The following is a 12,406-nucleotide window of genomic DNA, read 5'->3' as shown; positions in this document are numbered from 1 at the left end:
GTGTATTATACAGTCTATACCGCACCAATCGGGGCATTATACATACTAGAGAAAGATGGCGCCATCATTGAAGTGAAGTTTGATGATGAATCGTTTTTGGTCAAAGAGCAGAGAGACCGTTTTAAACAAGAAGACACGCCTGTATTAAAAGAAGCGAAAAAACAGCTGGATGAATATTTTAAGGGCGATCGGAAAGTGTTCGATCTCCCGCTCAAGCAAGCAGGCTCTCCGTTTCAAGAGCAAGTGTGGGAGGCACTTTCTACTATTCCGTATGGTGAATCAAAAAGCTATGCTGATATTGCAGAAGCGATCGGCAATCCAAAGGCTGTCAGAGCCATTGGACAAGCTAATAGACGCAATGCATTGCCTATTTTTATCCCGTGTCACCGGGTCATTGGAAAAGACAGGACTCTGACTGGTTATGCAGGGACGAAGACAGGGATGAAAGCGATCCTGTTAGAATTAGAAGGCATCCCATTTGTTCAAAAATAAATGAATTGACCTGTTCCAAATGTTTAGTGAGCGACATATCCTTTTATTAAGCTAAAAAAGTTGGCCTAGGGAAAAAGGAGGCTGCTAACATGTTATGGGGCAAAAAAGATAAAATGTATGCCGTCACATCACTATGCGTCAAAATGAACGTGTTGACAGAAGAACAGAAAAAAGAAATATTAGCAAAAACGAACGAAACAAAAAAGCGCGGTGCTCTTAAATGATAAGAACCCCGCGCTTTTGTTTGATTAAAGTGACACGCTTTCGGTGAATAGTGCATCAATCTCTTCTGTATAGTTGGAAGTGATAATGCCTTTTTCTGTAATGATTCCAGAAATGAGGTGGTGAGGAGTCACATCAAAGGCAGGGTTAAATACCTGCACGTCAGGAGGCGCAATTTGGATGCCGTTTAATTCCTTTACTTCCTGCGGGTCGCGTTCTTCAATCGGAATATCTGACCCATCCTGAGTTGACACATCAAAGGTCGAAAGAGGCGCAGCCACAAAAAATGGAATTTGAAAGTGTTTAGCTAAAATAGCCAGACTTAACGTTCCAATTTTATTTGCTGCATCACCGTTTCTAGCGATTCGATCTGCACCAACAATAACGGCAGAAATTTGTTTTTCTTTCATCGTATGGGCTGCCATATTATCCGTGATAAGCGTCACATCTACGCCGCCCTGCATCAATTCCCATGTCGTCAGACGAGCGCCTTGAAGGACAGGACGTGTTTCACATGCGTAAATGTGAAGATCGAGGTTTTTCTTTTTCGCTAAATAAAAGGGTGCAAGCGCTGTTCCGTACCGGCTTGTGGCAATGGAGCCTGCGTTGCAAATGGTCATAATTCGATCACCAGATTTAAAGAGCTGAAGAGCATTTTGACCGATTTGCCGGCATGTTTCTTCATCTTCGATTTGAATTTGTATGGCTTCATGGACAAGATCAGTTTTGGCTGCATTCACCGAAGCAGCACGCTCAATGCGCTGATAAAGCCGGTCTAATGCCCAGGCAAGATTCACAGCGGTTGGACGAGCACTGTTTAAATATTCTTTCAGGCGAGCGACTTCTCGCTTAAAGAGATCAATGTCTTCTGTATCAATCTCTTGTGCACTGAGTGCGAGCCCAAAAGCCGCTGTAATGCCAATAGCAGGTGCTCCGCGCACTTTTAGCGTCACAATGGCATCATACACATCTTCTTTTGTATATAAATGCTCAAACACGGTTTCAGCGGGTAATTTTTGCTGATTCAAAATGTTGATACGGTTTTCTTCCCATTCGACGGAACGGGGAACTTCAAATTCTTTAGACAAAACTCGTCACTCCTTTACAGTTTGCTGGAATAATGCGACGAGGTCAGACGCTGTTTCCACTGCTTGATATTGTTTGATGAATGTTTTTCCTAGTGTAAGTGCTGCTTTTTTCTGCTGAAGCCTTCTAGAATGTGATGGAATCGCATCGAGATCAGCCGCATGTGCAAGACCGATGGTTCGGCGAACAAGCTCACAGCCAGCAAAGCCGGTGGCTTCTTTTAAAATACGGTCAAACGTTGTTTCTAAAAAGCTGTCCGATACACTAAACGCTTCAATACTGTCTTCTTTCCATGCTTTTGTGAACACTTCTTTGAATGTTGCCCACACATTGACGACATGATCAAAAAGGTGCTGCTGATCCTGCTCATTCTCATGAGATAAAGCATTTATGAACAGATTGGCAATAAAGTGACCGATATCGAATCCGAAAGGACCGTAAAAAGCGAACTCTGGATCAATGATTTTCGTTTCCGTTTCGTTTGCAAAAATACTGCCGGTATGAAGATCTCCATGTACCAGTGTTTCAGCAGAGGTTAAGAAGATCCGTTTCAATTCGGCTGCTTTTGCTTGCAGTTCAAGATCAGCCCATAGTGCTTGTGCCTCTTCTCTTAATTCCTCTTCGAAGTCATTCGTTTCGCTGTCAAAGAAAGGATCTGTGAAGACGAGTTTTTCTGTAATGTCACAAAGATCAGGGTTCGTAAACTGTTTCACGAATTGTTTTTTGATTTTAGGATTTGTGGCAAAGTCAGACGTGTAAAATAGTGTTTTGCCTAAAAATTCTCCGACATGATCTGATAAATACGGATAATGTTTTCCGGCAATTAGCCCTTTTCTGACGATTTCAAGGTGTGATAGATCCTCCATTGCCGTCACTGCAAGAGCTGTATCCGAATAATAGACGGCTGGTACAAGATGAGGTGCATACTCTGACTGCTTGATGAGTGCTGCACTTTCAATTCTTGCACGATCTAATGTCAGCGGCCAGCTTTCTCCAACGACTTTTGCGTAAGGAAGGGCCTGTTTGATAATCAGTCCTTTTGCTTGTTTGTGATCATAAATATGAAAGACGTAATTTAAATTTCCGTCACCGATTTCAGTGCATGTTAAATGACTGCTCTCCTGAATCAATCCAAGTCTAATGGCAAGTGCAACTGCCGAACTTTCTGTTAATTCTTCATATGATGCCGTAAGTGTAACCAATTGCTTCCCCTCCAAATCATATAAAAAAGCCTCTTTCTCCTGAGAGAAAGAGGCTTGATGGCGTGTATGCTCGAAGCCTCTCTTATCTCTCAGCACATACGTCTGATGGAATTAGCACCGTGCCCTATAAGACAATTGTCTTGGCGCTGTACTTGCTGCGCCCCACTTCACAGTGGTATTAACGGTCGGTTGCTGTTGGGGTCAAAAGGCCAAATCCCTCGCCCAACTCTCGATAAGAGAAATCAATATGTAATTGTTTCATGTCTGCTTGCATTTCTTAATTCTAGATATTATCAGAGCTGCAGTTCACATGTCAATCTTTTTTCAAAATTGCTTTACAATTCATAAAACAATCCATTACAGTGATTGTATTGTCATGTAACTTGAATAGAAGGTGAAAAAATGGAATTCCAGCAATCGGATGTATTGAAACATTTACCGAAACAATTTTTTGCGTCGCTTGTACAAAAAGTACAGAAAAAAGTGCAGGAAGGGGCAGATGTGATTAATTTAGGTCAAGGAAATCCTGATCAGCCCACTCCTCCACATATTGTGAAAGCGATGCAGGAAGCGGTAGCAAAACCTGAAAATCATCAATACTCCTCATTCCGCGGGACAGCGAAACTAAAAAAAGCTGCAGCTGCTTTTTATGAAAGAGAATATGGCGTCACGCTTGACCCAAAGACAGAGATTGCCATCTTATTTGGAGGGAAAGCGGGACTAGTCGAATTGCCGCAATGCTTACTGAATCCAGGTGATACGCTGCTTGTTCCAGACCCAGGATATCCTGATTACTGGTCAGGCGCTGTGCTTGCCGGAGCTCGCATGGTCACAATGCCTCTTCTTGAACAAAATGATTTTTTACCTGACTACCACCAATTGTCAGAGCAGGATAAGAATCAAGCAAAGTTGATGTACTTAAATTACCCAAATAATCCGACTGGTGCGACTGCAACCCGGACATTTTTTGAAGATACTGTTGCGTTTGCGAATGAAAATAAGATGTGTGTAGTCCATGATTTTGCATATGGCGGCATAGGATTTGACGGCGAAAAGCCCCTTAGTTTCCTGCAAATAGACGGAGCAAATGAGACAGGTATTGAAATCTATACATTGTCCAAAACGTATAATATGGCTGGTTGGAGAGTCGGTTTTGCAGCAGGGAATGCCTCTGTTATCGAAGCCATTGAGCTTTATCAGGATCACCTGTTTGTGTCACTGTTTAAAGCAACTCAAGATGCAGCAGCAGAAGCACTTTTAAGCGATCAAACGTGCGTACAAGTACAAAATGATCGGTACGAAAAAAGACGAAACACTTGGATTGCTGCATGCAAAGAGATTGGCTGGGACGTCAGTGCGCCAAAGGGCTCGTTTTTTGCTTGGTTAAAGGTGCCTGAAGGGTATACATCGGAAACTTTTTCTGATGTATTATTAGAAAAAGCACATGTTGTTGTTGCACCCGGGAATGGCTTTGGTGCTCACGGTGAAGGCTACGTCAGAGTCGGACTTTTAACAAGTGAGGAGCGGCTAAAGGAAGCCGCTGATCGTATCGCTGCCTTGCAGTTATTTGAAAAAAAGCCATTGACAACGTAAAAAAATGGTGCGATAATTCAGGCAATATTTAAGAAAATTGAATATTCTTATCAAGAGTAGGCAGAGGGACTAGCCCAATGAAGCCCGGCAACCGACTTCCATGAAGCACGGTGCTAATTCTTGCAGCAAGCGCTGAGAGATAAGATTCGGATGAATGAGACGAAACCTCTTTAACGCGCTGATCAAGCACTTAAAGAGGTTTTTTATTGACCATATACAGGACGCAATCGAAAGGGGATTCCTAGTGAGTGAACTACTGGCAACATACGTACTAACACATCGAGAGGATGAACAAATAGACCGAAAAGCAGAGCAGATCGCACTTGGGTTAACGGTCGGGTCATGGACGGACTTGCCGCAGCTCAAAAAGGAGCAGCTGAAAAAACATAAAGGCCGTGTGGTGAGCGTAAAAGAACAGTCTCCCTCAATTGGTGGTCTGTATCAATCAGAGGTGACCATTGCTTATCCTGAGGCGAACTTTTCAGCTGATATACCAGCGGTGTTGACGACGATTTTTGGAAAGCTTTCACTGGATGGGAAAGTAAAGCTCGTTGATATCGAATTTTCGGAAAGGTTTAAAAGCTGTCTGCCAGGACCGGTATTTGGCATTGAGGGGATACGAAAGAAAGTAGGCGTGTTTGATCGGCCGCTATTGATGAGTATATTTAAAGGCGTGATCGGTCGTGATATGGAGGATTTAAAAGAACAGCTCCGCTTACAGGCTTTAGGTGGAGTAGACTTCATCAAAGATGATGAGATTTTATTTGAAAGCCCATTAGCCCCTTTTGAAGATCGAATCAAGGAAGGAAAAAAGATATTAAAAGAAACATATGAAGAGACAGGACATCGCACGCTTTATGCTGTTAATTTAACTGGTAGAACTTTTGATTTGAAAGATCGAGCAAGAAAGGCAGTCGAACTCGGGGCTGATGCGCTTTTATTCAACGTTTTTGCCTATGGACTTGATGTCATGCAAAGCTTGGCTGAAGATCCAGAGATCCCATTGCCGATCATGGCACATCCGGCAGTGAGCGGTGCAATGACATCCTCTCCAGACTATGGATTCTCGCATTCTCTTCTTTTAGGCAAATTAAATCGATATGCTGGCGCTGATTTAAGTCTTTTTCCCTCTCCTTATGGATCAGTCGCCCTTCCGAAAAAAGATGCCATTGGCATTTTCGAAGCATGTGTGAAAGAGGATACAGTTCAACAAACATTTCCTGTCCCTTCAGCAGGCATTCACCCGGGAATGGTGCCGATCTTAATCAAAGATTTTGGACTTGATCATGTCATTAATGCAGGCGGGGGAATTCACGGACATCCGCGGGGAGCAATTGGAGGAGGGAAAGCCTTTCGTTCGATCATTGATGCGGTGGTCAAAAAAGAGTCTATCGAAGAAAAAGCATCAACTTGTCAAGACTTACAAGCAGCACTTGATCTTTGGGGAAGGGTAGCAGAATAAATGAAAAAACCAATTGTATGTTGTGATTTTGATGGTACGATTACGAAAAATGATAATATCATTCGCATCATGAAGCAGTTTGCTCCAAAAGAATGGACGAAATGGAAGGATGGTGTTCTAGCAAAAGAGATCACGATCCAAGAAGGCGTCGGGCAGATGTTTCAGTTACTGACGAGTGATCAGAAAGAAGCCATTCGGTCATTTATTTTAGAGGATACAGAGATTCGTGAAGGATTTGAACAGTTTGTCGATGATGTCAAAAAAGCAGACATTCCTTTCTATGTACTCAGCGGCGGTATGGACTTTTTTGTCTATCCCATCCTTGAAGGGATTGTCGAACAAGAGAATATTTATTGTAACCATGCATCATTTAAAGAAGATCATATTCAAATTGAATGGCCGCATGCCTGTGATTCAGAATGCCAAAATGGCTGTGGCTGCTGCAAGCCTTCCATTATTCGAGAGCTGACGCAGGAAGATGATTTTATTATCATGATTGGTGATTCAGTGACTGATATTGAGGCAGCGAAACATGCGGATCTCACGTTTGCGCGTGATTATTTACTGAACGAATGTAAAGAGCTAGGGCTCGTACATCAAGAGTATGAAACATTTGTTGATCTAAAAGCGCAATTTGATCAAATAAAGGAAGTGAAGGAATGGCAGACGAGAAGAGTAAACGCTGGAAGGAACTAGCAGACGTCAAACGTGAATTGGCACAAAGAGACTGGTTTTACGGAACGAGCGGCAATTTATCGATAAAAGTGTCGGATGATCCCATCACGTTTTTGGTGACGGCAAGCGGCAAAGATAAACGAAAAGAAACCGATGAAGATTTTGTTCTTGTTGATGCAGCAGGTCAGCCGGTTCATCCGAATCAGCCGCTCAGGCCATCAGCTGAAACACTGCTTCACACATACGTTTATGAGCGGACGAAAGCAGGATGTTGTCTTCACGTCCACACGATCGATAACAATGTCATTTCTGAGCTGTATGGCGATAAAGGAGAAATTCGTTTTAAAGGTAATGAAATCATTAAAGCGCTTGGTTATTGGGAAGAGGATGCAGAAGTTGCTGTTCCTATTATTGAAAACCCAGCTCATATTCCGCACCTTGCAGAGCAATTTGCAGTGCACCTGACGGACGATGCTGGTGCTGTACTCATTCGTAATCATGGCATCACCGTTTGGGGGAAAAGCGCATTTGAAGCCAAACGAGTCTTAGAGGCTTATGAATTTTTATTTACCTATCATTTGAAAGTAGCGCTTTATCAAAAGCAGCTTGTTAAATAAAAAGGAGGAAACACACATGGCGACCATTTACATTCATAATGAAGAGAACACGTTACTTGAGAACGAACAAGAGGTTCAGGCGTATTTAGAACAGCAAGGGGTCATTTATGAACATTGGGATATTGAAAAACTACCAAAACAGTTATCAGAAAAGTACGATTTAACAGATGATGAAAAGGAAGAAATTTTAACTGTGTTTCAAGAGGAAATAAAGAGTATTTCCGAGCGAAGAGGATACAAAGCGCAGGATGTGATTTCATTATCAAATGCGACTCCTAATCTGGATGAACTGCTTCAAAACTTTAAACGTGAGCATCATCATACGGATGATGAAGTCAGATTTATCGTGAGCGGTCATGGAATCTTTGCCATTCAAGGCAAAGACGGCGTCTTTTTTGATGTGAGACTGAATCCAGGTGATTTAATTTCTGTGCCCCCGAATATTCGTCACTACTTTACACTTCAAGAAGATCGTCAAGTCGTCGCAGTTCGCATATTTGTCACAACTGAGGGCTGGGTGCCAATTTACGAAGAAGAAACGGTTTAATAGTGGGAGCTGATCATTTCGCATGAGGCGGAAGATCAGCTTTTTTTTAGGAAAATAGACATAAAATGAGAGAGAAAATAGTTGATTTTGGTCTTCTGCATAGGATAAAATTCTGTTTAATCAATGTGTCAGTCCTGTCCAATTTTGAAGTTTACCCCCAGAATTCATTGGGTAAAAGGTCTTTAGGCTGTAAAAAATTAAATAAAATAAGCATATTTAATTTAATTTACAAATAAAGTATAATTTTGGTGTCGGATCATTTAGAGCGTAGACAGACGAATTCATAGCGGGAGCTGAGATCATGAATATTTATGTACGGAAAGAACAGCTATTAATGTCAATTGATGAAAAGAGAAGACAAATGGTAGAAGCTGCTCAAGTAGAAGGCTATACAGGTGAGACGACAATTAAATATAGTCAAGAACTGGACAACCTGATGAATGAATATCAGTATCTTCTTTTTCATGAACAACAATCTGTTGCTTCCTTTCATGATCTTGTATCACAAATGAGTCTCCTTTCTGTCAATCGTCCTTCTTATTGACATCAAAAAACCGGTCTTGCCATTAGCAAAACCGGATGAATACTTCAGCTATTAGTGTGCAGAAGGGAGCATGATGATCACGGTTGTTCCTTTATTCACTTCGCTCTCGATATCGATTGTCCCCCCATACATCGAAATGATTCGTTTACACACAACAAGCCCAAGACCTGTTCCTTTTTCCTTCGACGTAATAAAAGGGAGGAAGATATGTTTCAGCATCTCTTCTGGTATACCTTCGCCTGTATCTTTCACTTTTATGATGACCTGTTCTTTTTCAGCCTCAATGACAATCTTCAAATGACCGCCATTTGGCATCGCTTCTAACGAGTTTTTCGCTACATTCAATACCACTTGTTTAATGTGATCCTTCGTGCAATACACGCCAACATCTTGAATGGTATTGATTTGCAAATCAACCTCGACATTATAAAGGTTCGCCTCAGAAAATACAATGGGCATGATCTCACTCACAATTTCTTTCACAGAATTATTTTGCCACTTTTCAGCCGTTGGTTTTCCTAGCACAAGAAACTCACTGACGATTTGGTTAATCCGTTTAATTTCTTCCTCGATGACAGAAAAATAAAGCTGATCCTCTTCTGAACGATACTTCTTTTGCAAAAGTTGAATAAACCCGCTAATGCCTGTTAATGGATTGCGAATTTCATGCGCTGTACTTGCCGCAAGTGTTCCAATGAGTTCAAGTTTTTGTGCTTCATTTTGGTGGCGTTCCTGCTGGGTTTGTCGTCTTAAAATGATATATTGGACGAGTGTGAATAAGATATTTAAGAGAATAAATGCACTGGATAAAGGAAACAGCATCACAGACAGTACTTCACTTGTTGTCGCACGCTGCGGAAAAACCTCCAGCTTCCAGCTGTTTTCATCTAAATATGTAGACACGGTGCTATCACTTTCAGATGCTGGCTGTGGACCACTTGTAAACACAACGTCTCCATTTTGATTCAGCATCTTAAAATGAAGCTCTGGGTTTAATACATTCATAATATTTCTTAAATAATCAATTTGAATCGCAGCGACTAGCACATCCGTGACTTCGTCGTTCTCATTCAAAACAGGGACACAAATGGAGAGAATCCGCTGCTTAGTAATGCGGCTTACATAGTTATCTGTAATGACGGTCTGTTTTGTGACTTGAATACGTTTAAAGTAATCTCTAAATGACAGGTTGATTTTTTCCTTTAATGGTGTGGTGCTGGCTGTGACATTTCCTTTTTGGTCTAGGAGATACAGGCCTGAAAAACGAGGTTCTTGTTTATAGATTTTCTCTAGGATGTTTTGTACTCTTTTCGCTTCAAGCGGCTGGTCAAATCCCATGGCAAGGGAAGTTAATCTTGCTTCTGTTTCACTGATTAAATAATTCATTTGGTTTTTGTGAATATTTAACATAAGTGTAGCGGTTTGTTTGTTTTTTACATCAATTTTCTCAGTTTCTTTTTCGTAGATAAAATAACTAATGATGAGGGTTGGAATTACGACCAAAATAAGGTAAAGCTTGATCTTCTTCCAAAACCCTTTCAGTATACTCATGATTCATCGCTCCAACGTATTACCTAATAGACTTATTATAGCATTGAACCTATCTTTATTACGATGACTTGTGAGATTTTTAAAAAATTAGGTGATTCGTTCTGGTCTCTTTTTCATGCTAAAAACGGTTCAACATGTTGACATTTTACTTATTGTTTATTAATGTCACATTAGTGGGTTGCATTTCATAAAGGATGATAAAAAATGGAAAATCATAATGTTGAGAAATCTTTGAAATTATTTATTGTACTATCACGTGCCTATCGCTCCATTAATCACCACATGAACAAACATATTGTGAAGCACGGTCTGAATCCGACTGAATTTGCTGTATTAGAATTGCTGTATCATAAAGGTGATCAGCCGCTTCAGCAAATAGGTGATAAGATCTTACTCGCAAGCGGAAGCATCACGTATGTGGTTGATAAATTGGAGAAAAAAGAACTCCTTAGCCGGAAAGCTTGTGCAGAAGACCGCAGGGTGACATTTGCACATATTACGGAGCAGGGAAGAGCTTTACTTGATGACATCTTCCCAGATCATGCAAAAGAGATTCACGAGATGATCAGTGTGCTTAGTGAAGAGGAGAAGGATGCCTGCATCGATATGCTCAAACATGTAGGACTGCGTGCCAAGCATTTATATGATCATAAAGAATAAACACATAAAAAAGGAAGCCGTTGGCTTCCTTTTTAGTATGTAGACTAATCCTCGTATATGGTGTCAGTCATGCGGACCGATAAACGACAAGCGCTTTCAATCGCGCTCATAAGAAAAACAAAGGGCTAAAATAAACATCATTTTAGCCCTTTGTCATGATCTGAAAGGAAGCTGCTGGCTTCCTATTTATTTTGCTTTTTTCTCAATTGGCAAAATAAGAACTTCGACGCGTCTGTTTTTACTTCTGCCTTCTGCGGTATCGTTAGAGGCAATCGGTTTAAATTCACCGTAACCTTTTGTGCTAAAGTTCTCTTGGTCTAGGTTGCTGTTTTCAAGGAGAATATTTAAAAAGTTGACCGCACGAATGGCGCTTAAATACCAGTTGGATTCAAATTCAGAATTCCGAATCGGAACGTTATCTGTATGTCCGCTAATGACGATATCACGAGCAGGGTTAATGACGAGCAGCTTGGATATTTCTTTGGCTAACGGAACATCCTGCGAGCGGATCACCGCTCGCCCAGAATCAAAGAAGATGCTGTCTTCAATTGTAATAAGCAGACCTTCATCCGTCAGCTTTGTTTCAAGCTTCGAACCAAGTTTTTTATCCGCAATGAATGAATCTACTTGCTTTTTAACCTTTGTTAATACCGCTTGATCACGAGCTTTCGCTTTTGCTTCTTCTTCATCATCTTCTGCTGATTTTTTGGTTTGATTACTGTTTTCTGTTTCTTCGGTGCTCTGCATGCTTGATTGGTCCATTACGCCAGTGCCGCCAGTAAAGACAACATTAAACGATTTAGCCATCTGTTCATATTTTGCCGCATCAATGGAGCTAGATGCAAACAGCACAATGAAGAGGGCGAGAAGAAGCGTAAGAAGATCGGCGTAAGGGATCAGCCAAGACTCATCTACATGGTCTTCATGATCATGTTTTTTACGTTTCCTAGCCATTCTGTTTTTCTCCTTCTTCAATGACAAGATTTGCACGTTCTTTTGCTGGTAAGTACATCAGAAGTTTTTGCTCAATGACCTTTGGAGACTGGCCTTCAAGGACAGAAAGAATCCCTTCAATCATAATGAGACGAAGCTTTACTTCTTCCTTTGATTTACGCTTCAGCTTGTTGGCAAATGGATGCCACAACACATACCCTGTAAAAATCCCAAGCAGTGTGGCGACGAAGGCAGCACTAATCGCATGTCCAAGTGCTTCAATGTCTCCCATGTTTGCAAGTGCGGCAATAAGTCCGACAACGGCACCAAGTACCCCTAGAGTCGGAGCGTATGTACCAGCTTGTGTAAAGATTAATGCGCCTGACTGATGTCTCTCCGACATGGCATCGACTTCTTCAGTTAAGACGTCGCGAATAAATTCAGCACTTTGACCGTCAACTGCCATGCTTAAGCCGTTCTTTAGAAAATCGTCATCGACTTCCTCAAGATTTGCCTCTAATGCCAAAAGACCTTCACGACGAGCAATTTGTGCCCAGTTTGAAAATAGAGGAATCATTTCTTGTATCGTTGGAAGTTTGCTATCTTTGAAAATTTTGCCGAATAATTTTGGTGTTTTCTTAATTTCACTAGATGGGAAGGCAATGACAACAGCTGAAATTGTCCCAACCACAATGATCAATATAGCCGCCGGGTTGATAAGAGCGGTTAGACTCACACCTTTCAAAACCATACCGACACTCAGTGCAATAAATGCTAAAATAATACCAATTAACGATGTTTTGTCCATTATCTCACCAAATC

Annotated in this window: 14 protein-coding genes and 2 riboswitches; of the genes, 9 read left to right on the top strand and 5 right to left on the bottom strand. The window is 41.3% G+C overall.

Annotated features, from left to right (window positions below; all coding sequences use genetic code 11):
- Both MHH23_RS14610 and MHH23_RS14605 read left to right on the top strand, forming a co-directional pair.
- A complete protein-coding gene (locus MHH23_RS14610; RefSeq protein ID WP_058337424.1) occupies positions 1-492 on the top strand; it encodes a methylated-DNA--[protein]-cysteine S-methyltransferase in 492 nt (163 codons plus the stop codon).
- Between the two features lie 89 nt (positions 493-581).
- Positions 582-716 (top strand): hypothetical protein, encoded by a 135-nt coding sequence (locus tag MHH23_RS14605; protein ID WP_017359454.1) that lies wholly within the window; start codon positions 582-584, stop codon positions 714-716.
- 24 nt (positions 717-740) lie between these two features.
- On the opposite strand, the gene mtnA is transcribed toward MHH23_RS14605, so the two are convergent.
- Both mtnA and mtnK read right to left on the bottom strand, forming a co-directional pair.
- Positions 741-1,802, bottom strand: coding sequence for an S-methyl-5-thioribose-1-phosphate isomerase (gene mtnA / locus MHH23_RS14600; protein ID WP_340959722.1), 1,062 nt, complete (start codon positions 1,800-1,802; stop codon positions 741-743).
- A gap of 6 nt (positions 1,803-1,808) precedes the next feature.
- Positions 1,809-3,002, bottom strand: a complete 1,194-nt coding sequence (mtnK, locus tag MHH23_RS14595) for an S-methyl-5-thioribose kinase (RefSeq protein ID WP_017359452.1) — start codon at positions 3,000-3,002, stop codon at positions 1,809-1,811.
- Between the two features lie 80 nt (positions 3,003-3,082).
- Positions 3,083-3,240: riboswitch (SAM riboswitch) on the bottom strand.
- Positions 3,241-3,404: 164 nt separating this feature from the next.
- Between mtnK and MHH23_RS14590 the strand changes: the two genes are divergently transcribed.
- The 6 genes from MHH23_RS14590 (at position 3,405) to MHH23_RS14565 (ending at position 8,440) form a co-directional block, all read left to right on the top strand.
- Positions 3,405-4,595 carry a pyridoxal phosphate-dependent aminotransferase gene (locus MHH23_RS14590; RefSeq protein ID WP_251185363.1) on the top strand — a complete coding sequence of 397 codons (1,191 nt, stop codon included), beginning with the start codon at positions 3,405-3,407 and terminating at the stop codon, positions 4,593-4,595.
- 44 nt (positions 4,596-4,639) lie between these two features.
- Positions 4,640-4,741, top strand: a riboswitch (SAM riboswitch).
- Between the two features lie 98 nt (positions 4,742-4,839).
- Positions 4,840-6,057, top strand: a complete 1,218-nt coding sequence (gene mtnW, locus MHH23_RS14585; protein ID WP_340959719.1) for a 2,3-diketo-5-methylthiopentyl-1-phosphate enolase — start codon at positions 4,840-4,842, stop codon at positions 6,055-6,057.
- On the top strand, positions 6,058-6,753 hold the full coding sequence (locus tag MHH23_RS14580; RefSeq protein ID WP_099496474.1) for a 2-hydroxy-3-keto-5-methylthiopentenyl-1-phosphate phosphatase: 696 nt from the start codon (positions 6,058-6,060) through the stop codon (positions 6,751-6,753). It begins immediately after the preceding gene.
- Entirely contained in the window at positions 6,717-7,349 is a 633-nt protein-coding gene (locus tag MHH23_RS14575) for a methylthioribulose 1-phosphate dehydratase (protein WP_099496475.1), read from the top strand. Before MHH23_RS14580 ends, MHH23_RS14575 begins: the two co-directional genes overlap by 37 nt.
- 16 nt (positions 7,350-7,365) lie before the next feature.
- Positions 7,366-7,896 carry a 1,2-dihydroxy-3-keto-5-methylthiopentene dioxygenase gene (locus MHH23_RS14570; RefSeq protein WP_019743068.1) on the top strand — a complete coding sequence of 177 codons (531 nt, stop codon included), beginning with the start codon at positions 7,366-7,368 and terminating at the stop codon, positions 7,894-7,896.
- Between the two features lie 301 nt (positions 7,897-8,197).
- Positions 8,198-8,440, top strand: a complete 243-nt coding sequence (locus MHH23_RS14565) for an aspartyl-phosphate phosphatase Spo0E family protein (RefSeq protein WP_008346101.1) — start codon at positions 8,198-8,200, stop codon at positions 8,438-8,440.
- A 51-nt stretch (positions 8,441-8,491) separates the two neighbouring features.
- Here the strand turns inward: MHH23_RS14565 and MHH23_RS14560 are convergent, their stop codons facing one another.
- Positions 8,492-9,991 carry an ATP-binding protein gene (locus MHH23_RS14560; protein WP_007498739.1) on the bottom strand — a complete coding sequence of 500 codons (1,500 nt, stop codon included), beginning with the start codon at positions 9,989-9,991 and terminating at the stop codon, positions 8,492-8,494.
- 204 nt (positions 9,992-10,195) lie between these two features.
- Here MHH23_RS14560 and MHH23_RS14555 point away from each other — a divergent pair, with 204 nt between their 5' ends.
- Positions 10,196-10,651 (top strand): MarR family winged helix-turn-helix transcriptional regulator, encoded by a 456-nt coding sequence (locus MHH23_RS14555; protein WP_003211701.1) that lies wholly within the window; start codon positions 10,196-10,198, stop codon positions 10,649-10,651.
- Between the two features lie 186 nt (positions 10,652-10,837).
- Here the strand turns inward: MHH23_RS14555 and motB are convergent, their stop codons facing one another.
- Positions 10,838-11,605: a flagellar motor protein MotB gene (gene motB / locus MHH23_RS14550; protein WP_340959716.1), complete on the bottom strand. Its 768-nt coding sequence runs from the start codon at positions 11,603-11,605 to the stop codon at positions 10,838-10,840.
- Positions 11,598-12,392 (bottom strand): flagellar motor stator protein MotA, encoded by a 795-nt coding sequence (gene motA / locus MHH23_RS14545; protein ID WP_008346088.1) that lies wholly within the window; start codon positions 12,390-12,392, stop codon positions 11,598-11,600. The genes motB and motA overlap by 8 nt, the downstream gene beginning before the upstream one ends.
- Positions 12,393-12,406 lie beyond the last annotated feature (14 nt).

Origin of the sequence: Bacillus sp. FSL K6-3458 (assembly GCF_038005045.1) — a bacterium.
GTDB classification, from domain to species: Bacteria; Bacillota; Bacilli; order Bacillales; family Bacillaceae; genus Bacillus; species Bacillus altitudinis.
The sequence above is the reverse complement of the archived record's forward strand: the minus strand, read 5'-3'. Positions and strand labels throughout refer to the sequence as shown.

What these genes read in the sequence shown, in the direction of transcription:
- MHH23_RS14555 (WP_003211701.1), top strand. Translation starts at nt 10,196, where the DNA reads ATGGAAAATCATAATGTTGAGAAATCTTTGAAATTATTTATTGTACTA.
- MHH23_RS14575 (WP_099496475.1), top strand. Translation starts at nt 6,717, where the DNA reads ATGGCAGACGAGAAGAGTAAACGCTGGAAGGAACTAGCAGACGTCAAA.
- MHH23_RS14590 (WP_251185363.1), top strand. Translation starts at nt 3,405, where the DNA reads ATGGAATTCCAGCAATCGGATGTATTGAAACATTTACCGAAACAATTT.
- MHH23_RS14570 (WP_019743068.1), top strand. Translation starts at nt 7,366, where the DNA reads ATGGCGACCATTTACATTCATAATGAAGAGAACACGTTACTTGAGAAC.
- MHH23_RS14565 (WP_008346101.1), top strand. Translation starts at nt 8,198, where the DNA reads ATGAATATTTATGTACGGAAAGAACAGCTATTAATGTCAATTGATGAA.
- MHH23_RS14580 (WP_099496474.1), top strand. Translation starts at nt 6,058, where the DNA reads ATGAAAAAACCAATTGTATGTTGTGATTTTGATGGTACGATTACGAAA.
- motA (WP_008346088.1), bottom strand. Translation starts at nt 12,392, where the DNA reads ATGGACAAAACATCGTTAATTGGTATTATTTTAGCATTTATTGCACTG.
- motB (WP_340959716.1), bottom strand. Translation starts at nt 11,605, where the DNA reads ATGGCTAGGAAACGTAAAAAACATGATCATGAAGACCATGTAGATGAG.
- MHH23_RS14605 (WP_017359454.1), top strand. Translation starts at nt 582, where the DNA reads ATGTTATGGGGCAAAAAAGATAAAATGTATGCCGTCACATCACTATGC.
- MHH23_RS14560 (WP_007498739.1), bottom strand. Translation starts at nt 9,991, where the DNA reads ATGAGTATACTGAAAGGGTTTTGGAAGAAGATCAAGCTTTACCTTATT.